The sequence below is a fragment of the Rhodococcus sp. AB351 genome (assembly GCF_049538275.1).
Taxonomy (GTDB): Bacteria; Actinomycetota; Actinomycetes; order Mycobacteriales; family Mycobacteriaceae; genus Rhodococcus.
Genome location: NZ_JBMVFW010000017.1, coordinates 19705 through 37559, shown reverse-complemented (window position 1 = coordinate 37559; position 17855 = coordinate 19705). Strand labels below are relative to the sequence as shown.

Here is a 17855-nt window from a genome sequence, read left to right as displayed (position 1 = left end):
CGTAATCGGAATTCCGGTGAAATCCGTCATTTCCCCCGCAGGCTGCTAATATTTGCACATATTTGTGAGTCCGTTTCGGGGACGATGCTGCCCGGATGCGAAAGGGATAGTGGACGTGCCGAGAACGCTGCCTTTGTCTCGTCGCCGATTGTTCTCCGTTCTGTCTGCACATTCCGAACTCGCCGTGATCCTCGGCGGCCCCTTCTCCGGCAAGACGACCCTCGTCGACACGTGGCTGGCGACCGACCCGTGCCCCGAGATGGTGCCGGTCGTGGTTCCCGAACCCGCGCACGATGTCGCACCCGAGACGTACTGGGCGACGGTGGCGTCGTCGCTGTGCAACTCCCTCGGCCTCGACGAACCCGTTGCGACGGAAGGCTCCTTCGACGCGATGTGTTCGGTGCTGGTCCGGCACGCCCGACCGGTGATGTTCGTGCTCGACGGTGTCCGGTCGGTCGAGGCGATCGAGGACCGGGTCGGGCAGTTGCTGCAGATCGGGCAGCAGGTGCGGGTCGTGGTGACCAGCAGGGCTGCGGGGTCGTGGGCCGAACATGTCGACGGACACCCGCGCAGGACGATCGTGGGCGCCGACGACCTCGCGTTCAGCGTGGACGAGACCGCTGCACTGTGCCGCCTCTTCGGACTCGCACGGGACGAACGCACCATCGAGTGGATCACCCGCCGCACCGAAGGATTCGCCGCTTTCGTCGCGGCCGTGTGCGCGACGCTGCGCGCCGAGAAGCCGCACCGGGCCCACGGTGCCGACGCCCTCGACGTCCTCGTCGACTCGGCCGTCGATCTCGTCGTCATGCACGTCGTGGCTGCGGATCCCTCTCTGGCACTGTCCTCCCGTTCGGTCCTCGTCTCCGCCGCACCGAACATGGTGACGGAGTCGTCGATCTCGGCCCTGCCGCACATCGACGACGGCGAGGCCTTTCTCTCCGCGCTGGCCGAGTCGGGACTGATCGAGGCCTGTTCGACGGACGAGGACTCGGCGGACGGCGAGCCCGCCTGGTGCTATCCCGAAGTCGTCCGCAGATCACTCCTGCGGGTCGGTGGCGCGGAATACCCGGAGGAGTTGTGGGATGCGCGGTCGGCTCTCATCGACTACTGGTTGCAGCGCTCGCGTCCGGACATCGCCCTCGAACATGCCGTGGAGCGGCGCGACTGGCGATGCGCGATCGACATCGTCGAGAAGAACTGGGTGGCACTGTACGGGAGCGGATCGCTCCGCGCCCTGGGGATCGTGCTGCTCGAGTTGCTCCCCGACGACATGGCGACCGACGATCGCACCGTCGCGTCGCTGCGGACGATCACCCGGGCCCGGAACGAGTCGGAAGAGCCGGGGGAGTGGTCCTTCCCGCAATCCTTCGAGACGGTCCTCCGCCTCGGAAGTCTGCGGATGCAGGGTGCCTACGACGAGGCGATGGAGGTGTGCGACGGCCTCGCCACCGAACCCGTGCCGGATTTCGAGACGCTGGACAGCACGACCCGGCACGCCCACGGGCTGAAATACCTCAACTTCGGCACCGTCTACCTCCTCGGCGGACGCACCACCGACGCCGGAACGATGCTGCGCCACGCCCACACGGCGGGGCGAGGGGTGTTCGTCGAGCGGGAGGCCGCAGGCAAACTCGCGCTCCTCGAAGCGCTCCGGGGCCGGACCCACGAGGCCACCCGGTGGATCGAGGAGGAACGCCGGCATCCGCCGATCCTGGGAGAGGCCGAGGCCCTCGTCCGTACGGCGGGTCTGGCGGCCACCGCGCTCGTGGCACTCGATCGGCTCGACACCGGCACGGCCTTCCGTGCGCTCTCCGAACTCGGCACGCCCCGCCACACGGAGGAGCTGTGGGCGGCCGTCATGTACGTGCGGGGACGACTGGCGCTGTTGAGCGGTGTGCCTGCCGACGGCCTCCTGTACATCGATTCGGAATTGCAGCACTTCTCCCATCGCCTCACCGGTATCTCCGCGGTGCTGGTCGATGCCGCGCGTGCCGATCTGCACCTCGCGCTCGGCGAGGCCCGCGCGGCGCGCGAGTTGCTCGACGGTTCGACGCACCCCCTCACGGCTCCGGCCCGTGCGCGATTGCGTCTGCTCGGCGGCGATCCCGGAGGTGCCGAGGTGATCGTGCACCGCGGGGACGCCGCCCGTGAGCACTGTCCGGCCGTCGGTGCGGAACTCGCCCTGATCGGATCGGTGGCGGCGCTGCGACTCGGTCGCCGCACCGACGCGCGACGGCATCTCCAGCGGGCCGTGGTGCTGGCGGAACATGCCGGAGTGACGCGGCCGTTCGTCGGTGTCCCCCCGTCGGCCGTGCGCGACATCCTGTCCCTGGGTGTCGAACTGCCGATCGATCTCGACTCGGCGATGGCCGAGTACGGCATCTTCCGCGAGATCCGTGTCGTCGTACGACTGACCCCGCGCGAGCGCGCGGTCCTCGACGCATTGCTCGCCGGTGGCACGGCGAGCACGATCGCCAAGGAACAGTTCGTCACCCTCAACACCGTCAAGACCCAGTTGCGTTCCCTCTACAGGAAACTGGGCGTGCATTCACGGGAGGAAGCGATCGCGCAGGCACAGAGGCTCGTCGTCGGCTGAGGCCTGCGTCCGAGCGTCGGGGACTACCGGAGGACGGTGCCGACGATGCCCGCGAAGTAACCGACGCGTGCGATCTCGGAGGGACGGAACTCCGGTCCGCCGGGACGGCCGAGGACGAGGACGCGTTCGGGCGAGCCGAGGGGTGCGGCCGCGAGCATCGTGTCCATGTCGCGCCAGAGTTGCGGCACCCACTCACCGTCGTGGTCGAGCAGGGTGGCCTCGGCGAGCGGCATCCAGGGCACGCCGTTGAGGTGGGTCTCCGGCGAACCGGGGCTCCCCGCGATGCGGAAGATGCCGTTCGGGCCGACCCCGAGCACGGTCGCCCAACCCACCCGGAGCACCCGGGGAGCGCCGTCGACGAGGATCTGGATGCGGTCGTCGCGGGCGGCGGCGACGTGATCGATCAGTTCGAGTTCGCGATGGGTGTCGAGGATTCCGGCGTAGGGCCGGATGGAGTCGACCGTCACACCGGGCAGTGCCTCGGCCGCGGTGAGGAGCGTGTCGGGGAGCTTGCCCGGTTCGACGTCGACGACGAGATCGTCGATCGCGAAGTCCGTGCCGCGTTCGACGACGTCGAGCGACAGGATGTCGGCGCCGACCGAACCGAGCGCCAGGGCGAGCGAGCCGAGGCTACCGGGACGATCGGGGAGCCTGACACGCAAGAGGTACGACACGTGAGTCCTTTCCCCAGTCGGTTTCGTGCCGTCGACGAACGCCGCGTCGACGGCACGTGGTGCGCCGGCATCCGCATGCCGGCCCAGGGGCCCGTGTCGACCTCTGGCAGACCACATCCTTGCACCTCGTCGACGGCGTCAGGGACGGTGCAGACCCGAAAATATGCCGACCCCACCGAAAATCCCCGGTCGCGACGGGGCATGTCACACGAACGCAACACAGCGTTGCGAAGCTCGCAACATCGGCGGGTGGACGCGACGCCGACCGGGCGACGAGTGATGTCACCGAACCGCGTGCGCCGTCGCTTCCAGGACGCATTACCCTGGACAGGACGTTCACTCACCATCGGAAAGGGGCCATTCACGGTGCCTGCCATCTCCCGTGACGAGGTCGCGCATCTCGCCCGGTTGTCCCGGCTTGCGCTGACCGATGCCGAACTCGACGAGTTCGCCGGTCAGTTGGATTCGATCCTCAACCACGTCAAGGCGGTGTCGGAGGTGGCCGCGGACGATGTGGCTCCCATGGCGAACCCGAACGCCGTCACCAACGTGACGCGACCCGACGTCGTCGTCCCCGGTCTCACGCCCGAGCAGGCGCTCTCCGGTGCGCCGGCCGTCGAGGAGGACCGCTTCTCGGTCCCGCAGATCCTGGGAGAGGGCGAATGAGCACGGATACGACACGCCTCGACGCCGCGACCCTGGCGTCGAAGATCCACGCCGGCGAGCTGTCCTCGGTGGAGGTCACCCAGGCCCACCTCGATCGCATCGCCGAGGTCGACGGCGAGTACAACGCCTTCCTGCACGTCGCATCCGAGCAGGCGCTCGCCGCCGCGGCCGAGGTCGACCGGGCCGTCGCCGCGGGCGAGAAGCCGGCTTCGGCGCTCGCCGGTGTGCCGCTCGCGCTCAAGGACGTGTTCACCACCACGGACATGCCCACCACGTGCGGTTCGAAGATCCTCGAGGGTTGGGTCTCGCCCTACGACGCGACGCTCACCACGAAGCTGCGCGAGGCCGGCATCCCCATCCTCGGCAAGACCAACATGGACGAGTTCGCGATGGGGTCGTCCACCGAGAACTCGGCATACGGCCCCACCCGCAACCCGTGGGACACCAGCCGCATCCCGGGTGGCTCCGGTGGCGGTTCCGCTGCGGCGCTCGCGTCGTACCAGGCACCGCTCGCGATCGGCACCGATACCGGTGGCTCGATCCGCCAGCCCGCCGCCGTCACCGCCACCGTCGGCACCAAGCCCACCTACGGCACGGTCTCGCGGTACGGCCTGGTCGCCTGCGCGTCGTCGCTCGACCAGGGTGGCCCCTGCGGCCGCACCGTCCTCGACACGGCACTGCTGCACGAGGTCATCGCCGGGCACGACCCGCGCGACTCGACGTCGGTGAACGCCGCCGTGCGTCCCGTCGTGGAGGCGGCGCGCCAGGGTGCGGCCGGCGACCTGAAGGGCCTGAAGGTCGGCGTCGTCAAGGAGCTGCACTCCGACAGCTACCAGCCCGGCGTGCTCTCGTCGTTCGATGCCGCCGTCGAGACGCTCACGAAGCTCGGCGCGGAGGTCGTCGAGGTCTCGTGCCCGCACTTCGAATACGCACTCGCCTCGTACTATCTGATCCTGCCGTCGGAGGTCTCCTCCAACCTGGCCCGCTTCGACGCGATGCGGTACGGCATGCGCGTCGACGACGGCACGATGAGCGCCGAGCAGGTCATGGCCGCGACCCGCGCCGCCGGTTTCGGCAAGGAGGTCAAGCGCCGCATCATGATCGGCACCTACGCGCTGTCCTCCGGCTACTACGAGGCCTACTACGGTCAGGCCCTCAAGGTCCGGACCCTCATCGCGCAGGACTTCGACAAGGCCTACGAGCAGGTCGACGTGCTCGTCTCGCCCACGAGCCCGTTCACGCCGTGGAAGCTCGGCGAGAAGGTCGACGATCCGCTCGCGATGTACCTGTCCGATCTGTGCACGCTCCCGACCAACCTCGCGGGGCACTGCGCGATGTCCGTGCCGTCCGGCCTCTCGGCGGACGACGGTCTCCCCGTCGGCCTGCAGATCATGGCCCCGGCTCTCGCCGACGAGCGTCTGTACCGGGTGGGTGCGGCCTTCGAGGCGGCACGAGGACCCATCGTCGCCTGATCCCTTCCCACACCGCGACCCGTCGTGCCGTTCGTCGGCCGGCGGGTCGCGGTGTATCCGGGCGCCGATCCGTGTGGGCGCGATCTACCCGTCGGCGGAGGTGCACCGCGCCTGGTCGTCGCCGTAGCGATGGCCGTGACCGGGTGCCGCCTCGAGCGAGGTGAGCAGGTCGACCGTCGTGTTCACGAACGACACCAGCGGCAGCCACGGTGGGGTGGGGGCATCGGCGCGCGCATGCGACAGATCCGGTGGCGACCACAGCAGCGACGGCTGCCACCACACGACAGGGTCGGAGGTGTTCGCCCGGACACTCGCACCGTCGGTGCGGACCCCCGCGGGTGGCCCCGCGAGGAACAGTGCACACGGCTCCGGTTCGTCGTCGAAGACGGCGCTCGCGCCGGTCGCTCCCAGGGACTGCCCGTAGACGTGCAGAGTGGGACGTTGCTCGTCGGGCAGCGTGGACAGGTGCGCTCGCAGTGCGGTGACGAGCGCCCGGGCCTCCTCCTCCGCGGCACCGCGGTCGAGGACGAAGGTCGCCCAGCTCGGCATGTCCGAGTACTGCTGGGCGACGATGGCGACGTCGTCGCCCCACCGGTTCTCGAAGCCGCGGACCGCAGCGGCATCGACCCAGCCCGAGCCGGTCGGCACGGCCACCACGAGATGCGGTCGGTCGAAGGCTCTCGACCGGCGGAGTTCGTCCACTGCGAACTCCGCGCGCGCAGACGGATCCGGTGCGGCCGACAACGGCACGTAGATCCGGATCGGTGACCCCTCGGCAGGCAGGGACACGAACTTCTGCCCCTCGCGGCCCAACCGGTTCCACGCCACCGCCGATCCCGCGCCCCCCGACAATCCCGCCGAGAGCGCGGTGGGGGAGGCGACCGTGTCGATCGTTCCTCCGGGTGAGGAGGCCACCGTGGCGGTGCCGATCCCGACCGTGACGCCGATCCCCAGCGTCGCGGCGACGGCCATTGCTACCCCGCGTCGCGACAGGAGATGCACGAGGCGCGGAACGGCGAGCAGCGCCGCGACCACCACGATCGCGACCGCCAGTGCCTCGAGCCACCAGCGCACATCCACAGCGGGGACCGACATCGCCTCCCGCAGACCGTTCTGCCACCGATGTGCACCGGCCGCCGCGATCAGCACGACGGACCCGCCGACGAGCGCGACCGGCACACGCAGTTCCGGCCTCGCGGGCCGTGGAGGTCGCCCGGTCCGCCGTCGCGCGACCACGACGAGACGGAGCACCGTCAGCGCGATCACGACGAACAAACCTGTGACGACACCCTGCACGACCGACTGCCGCGGCAGCAGGGGAGGGGCGAGGGAGATCACCGTCGCGAGAACCACCATGAGGACCGTCATCGCCGCACCTTTCGTGCCGTGAAACCCAGGGCTACCGACCCCGCAGCGACGGCCAAGGCCCACGGCGATTCCGCGACAGGCGTCCGGTGACCCTGTCGCCACGAGTTGAATTGCACTGCTGCAGAAGAGATCCCTGCGACCGGCGTGCACGACGTGATCTCGGGTTCGGAACGGCAGACGGTGTCGAGATGTCGCGCGAACAACCCGTCGAGGTCGCGCCGGGCATCGGTGCCCAGCTCGCCGCCGGTGGTGTGGGCGTACCGCAGGAGGTCGTACCCGAGATCGTGCACCCGGCATGCCGATTCGAACGCTGCCGGCAGCGGCACCGGGGTGGAGCAGTCGCCCTCCGGATCGGCGAGGACGGTCGTCCCGTCCGCCCACTGCTCGACGATCGGCGCGTACCCCATCACGGCGGCGAAATCGGCCGGCAGGGACGACAGCGCTCGCTCAGGGTCGTCGGCGACGAGCGCCGTCACCGTCGCCGCGGCCGCGGCGTCCTCCGTCGTGGTCGAGGCGGAACGGGCGAGCGCTCCCGGCACAGCGGCATATGCTGCGGTGGCGAGGAAGACGACCGACGCGACTCGGACCGCTGCGGATTTCACTGTCATGCCTGCGACGCTAGGAACGCACAGCCCTGCACCGGACCCCGCGACGGAGCGATCTCGCGGAGGCCGACACCACCTGCAGAGCCAGGCGGATCTCACCCTCAGGTATGAGGACAGTCGAGACCGGGGCTCCTAGCGTGGGTGAGGTGAAAGAGCTTGCGAAGTCCGGCGTGAGAACCGCGGGACGCCTGGGACGGGGACGGTGGAGCGTCGTCACCGTGGTCACCGTGACGTTGATCCTCTATGCGATCGCGTGGCCGACGCTGCCCCTGACCCACGACATCTCCCCGCCGCTGTTGCCGCTGATCTCGGGGATGGCGGTGTTCCCGTTCCTTTTCGTGCTCGTCCGGCCGGCTCTCGGGTGGGCGGTGGCCGCGGCGGCCGGACTCGTCATCCCGATAGCGTTCGACCTCGTTCCCGGCTACGACTATCCGTGGCAGGTCGTGCACATCCTGGTGATGCTCGCGCTGGTGTTCGCCGTTGCGATCCGCGAGGAGATCCGCCTCGTGCTGGTCGTGTGGATCGCGACCGTCCTGTTGTTCGCGGCATTCGTTCCCGGCCGCAACGGCTGGGGATGGGGCATCGGCATCACCGCCGTCGTCGTCTTCGGGTTGCTGGTGCGCTGGCTGCTGATCTCCCGACGGCAACTCGCCCAGGAGGAGGAGGTCAGCGAGCTCGAACGTGCGCGTCGCGCCATCCTCGAGGAGAAGGCGCACATCGCACGCGACCTGCACGACATCGTCGCCCACCACATGTCGATGATCGTCGTCCAGGCGCAGAGCGCTCCCTATCGGCTTCCGGACGTGAACGACGACGTGCGCGCCGAATTCGACGCCCTCGGTGCGACCGCACGGGAAGCGCTGAACGAGGTCCGCACCCTGCTCGGCGTGCTCCGCAGCGACGGGCAACTCCCCGAACACGAACCGCAGCCCGGCATCGACCGCATCGGCGAACTGTTCGAGTCGTCCCGCCGAGCCGGTATGACGCTCGAGACGGAGACGGTCGGCGTCCCCACACCTGTCTCCGACGGTGTCGGACTCACCGTCTACCGGATCCTGCAGGAGTCCCTGGCGAACGCGGCCCGGCACGCACCCGGTGCCCGCGTGTGCGCACGGCTGCAGTGGGAGCCGGCGAGCGTCACGGTGGAGGTGACCAACGGGCCGGCCTCGGCCGGTCAGGTCGACACCACCGTTCGGCCGTCGGACCGCAGCGGCGGCAACGGAATCCTCGGCATGGTCGAACGCGCGTCCGTCGTGGGCGGGCAGCTCGTCGCCCATCCCCGCCCCGGCGGCGGTTTCGAGGTCCGAGCGGTTCTCCCGGTGCTGACCGGGGCCTAAGGTGGGTGCCGATGACCGAACCGCACCCTCCCATCACCGTGTTCATCGCCGACGACCAGGCCATGGTCCGGCAAGGCTTCGGAGCGCTGCTCGGAGCCCAGCCCGACATCAGCGTCGTCGGCGATGCCCCCGACGGTCGAGCGGCCGTCTCGGAGGTCGCGCGACTGCGGCCCGACGTCGTCCTCATGGACGTGCGCATGCCCGAGATGAACGGCCTCGACGCGGCGCGGCACATCCTTGCCGACACCCGTGAGCCGCGGTCGAAGGTGCTCATGCTCACCACCTTCGACCTCGACGACTACGTCTACGAAGCGCTCGGGATGGGAGCGAGCGGGTTTCTGCTCAAGGACGCCCCCGCCGACGAACTCGTGCGAGCCGTGAGGGTGGTCGCCGATGGTCAGGCACTGCTCGCGCCGACCGTCACCCGCCGCCTGATCGCCGACGTCACCAGCCGACGCCGGCCGGCAAGAGGGCGCGACCGCGTCCTCGATCCGCTCACCCCACGCGAACGCGAGGTGCTCGAACTGATCGCGCACGGCCTGTCGAACACCGAGATCGCAGAACGATTGTTCGTCGCCGAGCAGACCGTGAAGACCCACGTCGGCAAGGTTCTCGCAAAACTGCACCTGCGCGACCGGGCACAGGCCGTGGTGCTCGCCTACGAGTCCGGTCTCGTCACACCCGGCTAGAGACATCGATACAGGTCGGTCGACATGGAGTGAAGACTCGATGATGTAGGTGTGCCTGTCAGGATTCGTCGTCGATCTTGTGGTGTATCAAGAGGTATGGCACGACGACGTGGGTTCTTCGCCGAACTCCAGCATCAACAGCGGCTGGCTGCGCAGCGACAAGCGCAACAGCAGAGGGCAGCAGTCCGGGAGCACAACCGGACCGTTGCTGCCATGCAACGAGCCGCACGTGAGCGAGAACGCGCCGAGGCAGCAGCACAGCGTGCGGCAGCTGCCGATCGTGCCAGGTTGGAGAAGGAAGCGAAGGCCGCATACGTAGCGCAGCGAGAGGCGGAGGCAGCCCAGGAGAACGCACTGATCGCCACGCAACTCCAGGACATCGAGGACTTGCTGGCAGCCACCCTCGACGTGGACGATTGGGTCGATCTCGAAGCGCTGAAACAGTCGGTCGAAAGGCGAAGCTTTCACCCTCCGGGCGAATTGCAGACGCCCACGCAGCAACCTCAGTACTTCGCACTACCCGATCAACCGCGCTTCGTGCCTCCGAGCAAGCCGTCGGGACTCGGCGCCGCGTTGGGAGGAAATCGCCGATACAACGCTGAACTCTCCGCGGCTGCAGAAGTCCACAGGGAGCACATGCGTGGCTGGTGGGATGCCTTCCAGGAGACATTCCGACAGAACGCAGTTCTACGTGACCGCTGGCGCACCTACGAACGCGAACGCTACCGGCGGCTCGAACAGTCGATGCGCGTGCACGAGGCCGCAGAAGAACGCCGTCTACGCGATGTGGAGGTTGCCAACGAGAAACTCGACAGATTGATCGCCGGGTTGCGCCGTCGCGAACCTGCCGCGCTGGAGGAGTACGTCGGTATCGTTCTGGCGAATTCGGCTTATCCCGAATGCTTCGACGTAGTGCACGAGTACAGCTACAACTCCGAGGATCGGGAACTGAAGGTTTCGGTTGCCGTTCCTGCACCTGAGGAGTTTCCGTCCACCAAATCGGTTCGATATGTGAAGGCGAGCGACGAGATCGTTCGGACTCCGCTCTCCGCGACCGACCTGAAGCGGCGGTACAACAACGCGGTGAATCAAGTGGCGCTGCGAACCGCACACGAAGTGTTCGAGGCAGACCGTGAAGCCGTGATCGACGCCGTGTCGCTCACCGTTGTGGCGGATGCCGTGGACCCCGCTACCGGGCGTGATGCCACAGTGGCACTCCTGCAATTGGCTGTGGACCGAGAAACGTTCATGGCTCTGGATCTGTCACGCGTGGAGCCCGCCCAGACGTTGAAGCATCTGTCTGCCGCAGTGTCGAAGAATCCGTACGGGCTGGTGCCCTTGGCCGGGACAGGAGTTCGAGGATGACCGACGCTCAGGAAACGATCACTGCTCTCCGTCGCACGTTGATCGCCAAGGAGCGGGAGGCGGCCGAACTCGTCGACCGGGTGGCGGAGTTGACCGCTCAATTGTCGGCGCGGCCCATTTCCCCACCACAAGGCGCACCGGTCGGAAGGGATCTTCCCTCGGACGATCGGTTGATCACCGTCGAAGACGCCCTCGTGCTTCAGGAGGTCGGTCTCTACGAATATCACCACCCATTGGAGAACGCCGCTGCCTACCAGGAGCGATTGAAGGATCTGCGGGACGAGATCCGGTCGTCGATCACAGACGGTCGTGCCATCGAGGTGGGCAAACAGTTCAGCTTCAACAATTCCCTCGCAGAAGGCCGTCGCCTCACTCGTGATCTCGGCAAGTTGATGCTGCGCGCATACAACGCAGAGGCCGAGAACTGTGTCCGCGCGATCCGGGCGGGGAATCTGCAGACCGCGATCAAGCGCCTGGACAAGGCCGCTACCGATATCGAGAAGTTGGGCGCCTCGATGCAGATGCGGATCGACCCGGCATATCACCGTCTCCGCATCACCGAGATCGAACTGACGGCCGACCATCAGATGAGACTCAGCGAGGAACGCGAGGCCGCACGAGAAGAGCGCGAACGACTTCGCGAAGAACGCAAGGTCGAGCAGGAACTCGCTCGCAGGAGGCAGGAACTCGACAAGGAGCGGGAACACTATCGAAACGTGCTTGCTCGCATCCAGGATCCGGCCCAGCGTGCCGATGCCGAGCGAGAGATCGCCCGGCTGGACGCAGCGATAGCCGACAACGACTACCGCGCGGCGAATATCCGGGCCGGCTATGTGTACGTGATCTCGAACATCGGTGCTTTCGGACGAAACGTCGTCAAGATCGGACTCACGCGTCGGCTCGACCCCATCGACAGAATCCGAGAACTGAGCGGTGCCTCGGTACCGTTTCCGTTCGATGTACACGCTCTGTACTTCTCGGACGATGCCGTCGCGTTGGAGAACGAACTCCACAAGGAGTTCTCGAAGTACCGGGTCAACCATGCGAACGTGCGCCGCGAGTTCTTCTTCGCGAGCCCGGAACAAGTCCGCGATGTACTCGCGACCAAGGTCGGTAACCTGCTCGAGTACACCACCGAACCCGAAGCAACCCAGTACTTCCAATCCGTGCGATATTGGCCCGAGTCTCCACTGCGGTCCTAGCTCTCGAAAGGCAGGATTGGCACCGGCACGAAGTCGAGTCCATGGAGGTATGGATGACGAGGATCGGAATTCTCACCAGTGGCGGGGACTGCCCCGGTCTCAACGCGGTCATCCGCGGTGCGGTGCTCAAGGGGACCGAGGTCCACGGACAGGAGTTCGTCGGATTCCTCGACGGCTGGCGCGGTCTCGTCGAGGGCGATGTGATCCCGTTGGACCGCAGCCGTGTTCGCGGTCTCGCCCAACAGGGTGGCACGATCCTCGGTACGAGCCGGTTCGGTCCGTACCAGGGACCCGACGGTGGGGCGCAGAACATCCAGAAGACCCTCGACCGCCTCGGGATCGACGCCGTGATCGCCATCGGGGGCGAGGGCACCGCTGCCGCCTCGAAGCGACTGTTCGGTGAAGGGATCCGCATCGTCGGTGTGCCGAAGACGATCGACAACGACCTCAGCCACACCGACTACACCTTCGGTTTCGACACGGCCGTCGAGATCGCGACGGTGGCGATCGACCGCCTCCGGACCACCGGCAACTCCCACAAACGCTGCATGGTGCTCGAGGTCATGGGCCGGCACGCCGGATGGATCGCGCTGCACGCCGGTACCGCCGGCGGCGCACACGCCATCCTCATCCCCGAGCACCCCGAGAGCCTCGAACAGATCTGCGAGTGGGTGACGAGTGTCCGCAACCGCGGACGTTCGCCGATGGTCGTCGTCGCGGAGGGCTTCACGCTCCCCGAGATGGAGGAGGCGTACTCCACCAAGGGACTCGATGGATTCGACCGGCCGCGCCTCGGCGGGATCGCGGAGGTGCTCGCGCCGCTCATCGAGAAGCACACCGGTGTCGAGGCCCGCGCGACGGTGCTCGGCCACATCCAACGGGGCGGTGTCCCCACGGCATTCGACCGGGTACTCGCCACGCGACTGGGTATGGCGGTGACCGATCTCGTCGCCGAGGAGGACTGGGGGCACATGGTCGCGCTGCACGGTACCGACATCGCCCGGGTCGATTTCGACGAGCTCGCCGAACCGAAGTACGTGCCCGACGAGCGCTATCAGGAGATGCGGATCCTGTTCGGGTGAGGCCGCGCGGCGGCACTGTCGGCGCCGTCTAAAATCGACACCATGACTGCCTCCGTGTCCGCTGACCTGCTCGCCTACGACGACGTGCTCGCGAAGTTCGAGCCCGTGATGGGCATGGAGGTGCACGTCGAGCTGCACACCGCCACCAAGATGTTCTGCGGCTGCCCGACGGCTTTCGGCGCCGAGCCCAACACGCAGGTGTGCCCGGTCTGCCTCGGTCTGCCGGGGGCACTGCCCGTCGTCAACCAGGCCGCAGTCGAGTCCGCGATCCGCATCGGCCTCGCGCTGAACTGCTCGATCACCCCGTGGGGTCGCTTCGCGCGGAAGAACTACTTCTACCCCGATCAGCCGAAGAACTACCAGATCTCGCAGTACGACGAGCCGATCGCCACCGACGGATATCTCGACGTCGTGCTCGACGACGGCACCACCTGGCGGGTCGACATCGAGCGCGCGCACATGGAGGAGGACACCGGCAAGTCGCTGCACGTCGGTGGCGCCACCGGTCGCATCCACGGTGCGAGCCACTCGCTGCTCGACTACAACCGTGCCGGGGTTCCGCTCGTCGAGATCGTCACCAAGCCGATCGTCGGTGCCGGCGAGCGTGCCCCCGAGGTCGCCCGCGCCTACGTCACCGCCCTGCGCGACCTGCTCAAGGCCCTCGACGTCTCCGACGTCCGCATGGACCAGGGCTCGATGCGGTGCGACGCGAACATCTCGCTGATGCCCATCGGCGCGAAGGAGTTCGGTACCCGCACCGAGACGAAGAACGTCAACTCCCTCAAGTCCGTCGAGGTCGCGGTCCGCTACGAGATGCGGCGCCAGGCTGCCGTGCTGGTCTCCGGTGGTGAGGTGATCCAGGAGACCCGGCACTTCCAGGAGGCCGACGGCACCACCTCGCCCGGTCGCCGCAAGGAAACCGCCGAGGACTACCGGTACTTCCCGGAGCCCGACCTCGAGCCGATCGCGCCCGACGCCGCCTGGGTCGAGGAGCTGCGCGCGACGCTGCCCGAGCTGCCGTGGCTGCGTCGCGCCCGCATCCAGGCCGACTGGGGTGTCTCCGACGAGGAGATGCGCGACCTCGTCAACGCCGGTGCGCTCGATCTCGTCATCGCGACCACCGAGGCCGGCGCTCCCGCCTCGGAGGCCCGCTCGTGGTGGGTCGCCTACCTGGCCCAGCAGGCCAACACCCGCGGTGTCGAACTCGTCGAACTGCCCATCACACCCGAGCAGGTCGCTCGCGTCATCGCGCTGGTGGCCGACGGCAAGCTGACGAACAAGCTGGCCCGTCAGGTCGTCGACGGTGTGCTCGCCGGTGAGGGCGAGCCCGACGAAGTGGTCGCCGCGCGTGGTCTCGAGGTCGTGCGCGACGATTCGGCGCTGCAGGCCGCGGTCGACGCCGCTCTGGCCGCCAACCCCGACATCGCCGACAAGATCCGCTCCGGCAAGGTCCAGGCGGCCGGCAAGATCGTCGGCGACGTCATGAAGGCCACTCGCGGACAGGCCGATCCGGCGCGCGTGAAGGAACTCGTCATCGCCGCGTGCAGTTGATCTTGCGCGGCTAGAGTAGCGGCGATGGACGCTGCTGTAGCCACCTCGCTGTTCTGGATCGCCGTCGCGGCGGTGCTGGCACCGCTGATCGCCGGCGCCGTTCCGCGACGGCTGGTCCCCGAGGTCGTGCTGCTGCTGGTGGCCGGTGTCCTCATCGGCCCCTACGCGCTCGACCTCGCGGAGACGGGCAGCGAGATCGGCATCCTGCGCGAACTCGGCCTGGGGATGCTCTTCCTGCTCGCCGGATACGAGATCGACCCGGCCGAGTTGCGCGGGCGGGGTGGGCGCCGCGCGATGCTCACCTGGTGCGTGTGCATGCTGCTGGCGCTCGGCACCGTCGCCGCGCTCGGAGCTGCAGGTCAGGTGCACGCCGAGATCGCCGTGGCGATCGCCCTGACGTCCACCGCGCTGGGGACGCTCCTGCCGATCCTTGCCGACCGCGGGCTCGTCGCGACCCCACTCGGACGCTCGGTGCTCAACCACGGTGCGTTCGGCGAGCTGTTGCCCGTCGTGGCCATGGCGACCCTGCTCGGTGCACGCGGCGCACTCGGCTCGCTGATCGTCCTGCTGGCGTTCGCGGTCGTGGCCGTCGTCGTCGCCGTGCTGCCGACCTGGATCCTGCGGGAAGGTTCACGGTTCACCCAGTTCGTCCGGCTCGGCTCCGACACCACCGCCCAGGTGCCGGTGCGACTGACGATGCTGTTGCTCGTCGGACTCATCGCCGTCGCCGCCGTCTTCGACCTCGACATCATCCTCGGTGCCTTCGCGGCCGGCTTCATCCTGCGTCGCACGATCCCGGCGGGCGACGAGCGGCTCGAGAAGAAGCTCGACGGTCTCGGATACGGCTTCCTCATCCCGATCTTCTTCGTCACCTCGGGCATGGCGATCGACGTCGGTGCCGTCGTGAGCGCACCGGGGATCCTGCTGGCATTCCTCGGACTGCTCGTCCTGGTACGGGGTGTGCCGGTGTTCGTCGCGTCGCGCCTCGAACGCGACGAGACAGGGAACCGGATGTTCGGAACCTCCGAACAGGTGCAGATCGCCCTGTACTCGACGACGGGTCTGCCCCTGATCGTCGCGGTCACGGGCGTCGCGGTGAGTGCCGATCAGATGACGAACGCGAGCGCGTCGATCCTCGTGGCGGCGGGTGCCGTCACCGTCCTCGTGCTCCCGATGCTCGCGGGACTGCTCCACCGCACCGAACCGGCGGAGACGCCGGAGCGGGCGTGATCAGTCGAATCCGCCGCCACCGGCCGGGAACTGGATGCGGACGACGCGGTCGTCGTTCGGTCCCGGTTCGGAACCGGACTTGTTGACCGTCGAGGCCCACAGCAGTCCGTCGGGCGACGAAGCGGCGCCGCGCAGCATGCCGTAGCGGTCCTCCGCCGCGAGGACGGGCGACGCCGTGACCGCTCCGGTGCCCGGGTCGGTGGCGACGACCGCGACGGCCTTCGCGTCAGTGAGCGAGATCGCGATCCCGTCGGGAGCTGCTGCGCACCCGGCGACACCGGGCCGCTCGGGCCACGTCCAGGCCGGGCCGGTGCCGGTCGAGCCGTCGACCCCGACCCGCTGGAGCCGGTCCTCGAGGGGAGTGCGGTCGGTGACCCACAGATTGCCGTTCGGATCGCGGCACACATCGCCTGCGGTGCCGATGCCCGACAGCATCACCGAGGGAGCGGGTGCCGCGCCGGGTGCCGGGAGCGGCAGGTTCAGGAGCTTGCCGGACAGGGCGTTCGGATCGTTTGCGGCCGCTGCGTTTCCGGCGTCGCCGGTCAGGACGGCGAGTTCGGTGGGCGAAACGAACTCGATGGCGCCGGAATTGCCCGTCGCGCCGCGGGGGATCCCCGTCAGCACATCCTTGGGCGTGTCACCCGCGGCGATGCGGACGACGCGGTTGTCGGAAGCCGTGGTGATGTAGGCGTAGAGCAGCCGATCCTCGGCGAAGGTGGGGGAGAGCGCCACATCGAGCAGCCCACCGTCCCCGGAACCGTCGACGGGGATGGTCGCGATCTCCACCGGTTCGGTCTCCGGCGCGACCTGCAGTATCCGACCCGTCCGACGCTCGGTGACGAGCGCGGAGTTGCCGTCGGGCATCGTCACCAGGCCGCCGGTGACGTCGAGGCAGGTCGCGATCACGGACGGATCCGGATCGACACACGGCCCCGGTGGCTTGGGGGAGGCGCTCGGCGTCGTCGTCTCGGTGGGGTCCTGGGGGCCGACGCCCGGTCCCGGATCGAAGGTGGGTTCGGGGGTGAACGGGGTCGACGCGGAGTCGTCGAAGCGGGCGCAGGAGGGAACGGCGAGAACTCCGACGGCGAGCGCCGTCGCTGCCGCCCGTACGCCCCACGAACCGGTCCACCGCGCACCCCGTGTCATGCCGCAAACGTTACCGGCACGACGCGCGCACCCGCGGATGCCGGGTACGGGGGCGGTCCCGGGCCTAGGCTGGGGGCGTGGCCGACAACAAGAACGGTGGCATACCGGACGCGGGTTCGAATCCCTACGGCGACCAGCCCGACGAACGCACACTCGAGATGCGCCGACCACGTGAGTCGTATCTCGGATCCGACGACGACTTCAGCGCGAGCGGAACCCCCCTCGGCAGCGACGCCTACGCCGCTCCCACCGAGCAGATGTACCGGCCGGAACCGGTCTACGGTGCGGATGCGGGCGGCGCGGTGGCCGTCGGTGAGCAGACCCCGAAGGTGCGCCGCGGAACCCTCGACCTCGGTCTGTTCGTCCTGCGGGCGGCGGTCGGGGCGATCCTCGTCGCCCACGGACTGCAGAAACTGGTGGGCCTGTGGAACGGACCGGGTCTCGACGGTTTCGAGTCGTTGCTCCGCGATGCGGGATACCAGCAGCCCGCCGTGCTCGCGATCGTCGGCGCGGTCGGTGAGATCGCGGCCGGAGGACTGCTCGTCCTGGGTCTGCTCACCCCGTTCGCCGCTGCCGCGGTCGTCGCGATCATGGTCAACGCGGTGTTGTTCAAACACGAACTCGAACCGGGCGTCCAGTTCTTCGCAGCCGAATCGTCGGGCTTCGAGTTCGAGGCGCTCCTCGTCGCCTGCGCGGTGGCGATCACCCTCACCGGACCGGGACGCATCGCGATCGACGGGCGACGAGGCTGGGCGACACGTCCGTTCCTGGGCTCGTTCGTCGTGCTGCTGCTGGGTGTGGCGGCCGGCGTGTGCCTGTGGATCTTCGGACGCTGACATACGTAAGAACGGACAACGGGCGAGGGCCCC

General features: G+C 68.2%; 15 protein-coding genes. 11 read left to right on the top strand and 4 right to left on the bottom strand.

Annotated features, from left to right (window positions below; all coding sequences use genetic code 11):
- Positions 1 to 115: 115 nt before the first annotated feature.
- Complete coding sequence (locus ACPCXD_RS20950) at positions 116 to 2599, top strand: helix-turn-helix domain-containing protein (protein ID WP_229565122.1); 2484 nt, start codon at positions 116 to 118, stop codon at positions 2597 to 2599.
- Between the two features lie 23 nt (positions 2600 to 2622).
- Here ACPCXD_RS20950 and ACPCXD_RS20945 read toward each other — a convergent pair whose 3' ends face one another.
- Positions 2623 to 3273 (bottom strand): ACT domain-containing protein, encoded by a 651-nt coding sequence (locus ACPCXD_RS20945; protein ID WP_088897173.1) that lies wholly within the window; start codon positions 3271 to 3273, stop codon positions 2623 to 2625.
- A gap of 366 nt (positions 3274 to 3639) precedes the next feature.
- Here ACPCXD_RS20945 and gatC point away from each other — a divergent pair, with 366 nt between their 5' ends.
- Both gatC and gatA read left to right on the top strand, forming a co-directional pair.
- A complete protein-coding gene (gene gatC / locus ACPCXD_RS20940) occupies positions 3640 to 3939 on the top strand; it encodes an Asp-tRNA(Asn)/Glu-tRNA(Gln) amidotransferase subunit GatC (RefSeq protein WP_006554549.1) in 300 nt (99 codons plus the stop codon).
- On the top strand, positions 3936 to 5411 hold the full coding sequence (gene gatA, locus ACPCXD_RS20935; RefSeq protein ID WP_088897174.1) for an Asp-tRNA(Asn)/Glu-tRNA(Gln) amidotransferase subunit GatA: 1476 nt from the start codon (positions 3936 to 3938) through the stop codon (positions 5409 to 5411). The genes gatC and gatA overlap by 4 nt, the downstream gene beginning before the upstream one ends.
- 84 nt (positions 5412 to 5495) lie before the next feature.
- Here gatA and ACPCXD_RS20930 read toward each other — a convergent pair whose 3' ends face one another.
- Together ACPCXD_RS20930 and ACPCXD_RS20925 are read right to left on the bottom strand one after the other, a co-directional pair.
- Entirely contained in the window at positions 5496 to 6779 is a 1284-nt protein-coding gene (locus tag ACPCXD_RS20930; protein WP_423661090.1) for an alpha/beta-hydrolase family protein, read from the bottom strand.
- A complete protein-coding gene (locus ACPCXD_RS20925) occupies positions 6776 to 7387 on the bottom strand; it encodes a hypothetical protein (RefSeq protein ID WP_016691185.1) in 612 nt (203 codons plus the stop codon). Before ACPCXD_RS20925 ends, ACPCXD_RS20930 begins: the two co-directional genes overlap by 4 nt.
- A 104-nt stretch (positions 7388 to 7491) precedes the next feature.
- On the opposite strand from ACPCXD_RS20925, the gene ACPCXD_RS20920 reads away from it, so the two are divergent.
- The 7 genes from ACPCXD_RS20920 (at position 7492) to ACPCXD_RS20890 (ending at position 15840) form a co-directional block, all read left to right on the top strand.
- On the top strand, positions 7492 to 8721 hold the full coding sequence (locus ACPCXD_RS20920; RefSeq protein ID WP_371053916.1) for a sensor histidine kinase: 1230 nt from the start codon (positions 7492 to 7494) through the stop codon (positions 8719 to 8721).
- Between the two features lie 11 nt (positions 8722 to 8732).
- Positions 8733 to 9410 carry a response regulator gene (locus ACPCXD_RS20915; RefSeq protein WP_088897177.1) on the top strand — a complete coding sequence of 226 codons (678 nt, stop codon included), beginning with the start codon at positions 8733 to 8735 and terminating at the stop codon, positions 9408 to 9410.
- 96 nt (positions 9411 to 9506) lie between these two features.
- Positions 9507 to 10775, top strand: a complete 1269-nt coding sequence (locus tag ACPCXD_RS20910) for a hypothetical protein (protein ID WP_301845658.1) — start codon at positions 9507 to 9509, stop codon at positions 10773 to 10775.
- Positions 10772 to 11977: an SNIPE associated domain-containing protein gene (locus ACPCXD_RS20905; protein ID WP_088897179.1), complete on the top strand. Its 1206-nt coding sequence runs from the start codon at positions 10772 to 10774 to the stop codon at positions 11975 to 11977. Before ACPCXD_RS20910 ends, ACPCXD_RS20905 begins: the two co-directional genes overlap by 4 nt.
- 53 nt (positions 11978 to 12030) lie before the next feature.
- On the top strand, positions 12031 to 13059 hold the full coding sequence (locus tag ACPCXD_RS20900; protein WP_019288390.1) for a 6-phosphofructokinase: 1029 nt from the start codon (positions 12031 to 12033) through the stop codon (positions 13057 to 13059).
- Between the two features lie 42 nt (positions 13060 to 13101).
- On the top strand, positions 13102 to 14610 hold the full coding sequence (gene gatB / locus ACPCXD_RS20895; protein WP_088897180.1) for an Asp-tRNA(Asn)/Glu-tRNA(Gln) amidotransferase subunit GatB: 1509 nt from the start codon (positions 13102 to 13104) through the stop codon (positions 14608 to 14610).
- 24 nt (positions 14611 to 14634) lie between these two features.
- Positions 14635 to 15840, top strand: coding sequence for a cation:proton antiporter (locus ACPCXD_RS20890; protein ID WP_016691192.1), 1206 nt, complete (start codon positions 14635 to 14637; stop codon positions 15838 to 15840).
- Here the strand turns inward: ACPCXD_RS20890 and ACPCXD_RS20885 are convergent, their stop codons facing one another.
- Positions 15841 to 16986, bottom strand: a complete 1146-nt coding sequence (locus tag ACPCXD_RS20885) for a PQQ-dependent sugar dehydrogenase (RefSeq protein WP_423661089.1) — start codon at positions 16984 to 16986, stop codon at positions 15841 to 15843.
- Positions 16987 to 17063: 77 nt separating this feature from the next.
- Here ACPCXD_RS20885 and ACPCXD_RS20880 point away from each other — a divergent pair, with 77 nt between their 5' ends.
- Positions 17064 to 17822, top strand: coding sequence for a DoxX family protein (locus tag ACPCXD_RS20880; protein ID WP_016691194.1), 759 nt, complete (start codon positions 17064 to 17066; stop codon positions 17820 to 17822).
- The last annotated feature ends 33 nt before the right edge of the window (positions 17823 to 17855 follow it).

Bases quoted from the DNA above. Each gene is read 5' to 3' on its own strand.
- gatA (WP_088897174.1), top strand. From the start codon at position 3,936: ATGAGCACGGATACGACACGCCTCGACGCCGCGACCCTGGCGTCGAAG.
- ACPCXD_RS20930 (WP_423661090.1), bottom strand. From the start codon at position 6,779: ATGACGGTCCTCATGGTGGTTCTCGCGACGGTGATCTCCCTCGCCCCT.
- ACPCXD_RS20925 (WP_016691185.1), bottom strand. From the start codon at position 7,387: ATGACAGTGAAATCCGCAGCGGTCCGAGTCGCGTCGGTCGTCTTCCTC.
- ACPCXD_RS20920 (WP_371053916.1), top strand. From the start codon at position 7,492: ATGAGGACAGTCGAGACCGGGGCTCCTAGCGTGGGTGAGGTGAAAGAG.
- ACPCXD_RS20915 (WP_088897177.1), top strand. From the start codon at position 8,733: ATGACCGAACCGCACCCTCCCATCACCGTGTTCATCGCCGACGACCAG.
- ACPCXD_RS20910 (WP_301845658.1), top strand. From the start codon at position 9,507: ATGGCACGACGACGTGGGTTCTTCGCCGAACTCCAGCATCAACAGCGG.
- ACPCXD_RS20905 (WP_088897179.1), top strand. From the start codon at position 10,772: ATGACCGACGCTCAGGAAACGATCACTGCTCTCCGTCGCACGTTGATC.
- ACPCXD_RS20900 (WP_019288390.1), top strand. From the start codon at position 12,031: ATGACGAGGATCGGAATTCTCACCAGTGGCGGGGACTGCCCCGGTCTC.
- gatB (WP_088897180.1), top strand. From the start codon at position 13,102: ATGACTGCCTCCGTGTCCGCTGACCTGCTCGCCTACGACGACGTGCTC.
- ACPCXD_RS20890 (WP_016691192.1), top strand. From the start codon at position 14,635: ATGGACGCTGCTGTAGCCACCTCGCTGTTCTGGATCGCCGTCGCGGCG.
- ACPCXD_RS20885 (WP_423661089.1), bottom strand. From the start codon at position 16,986: ATGACACGGGGTGCGCGGTGGACCGGTTCGTGGGGCGTACGGGCGGCA.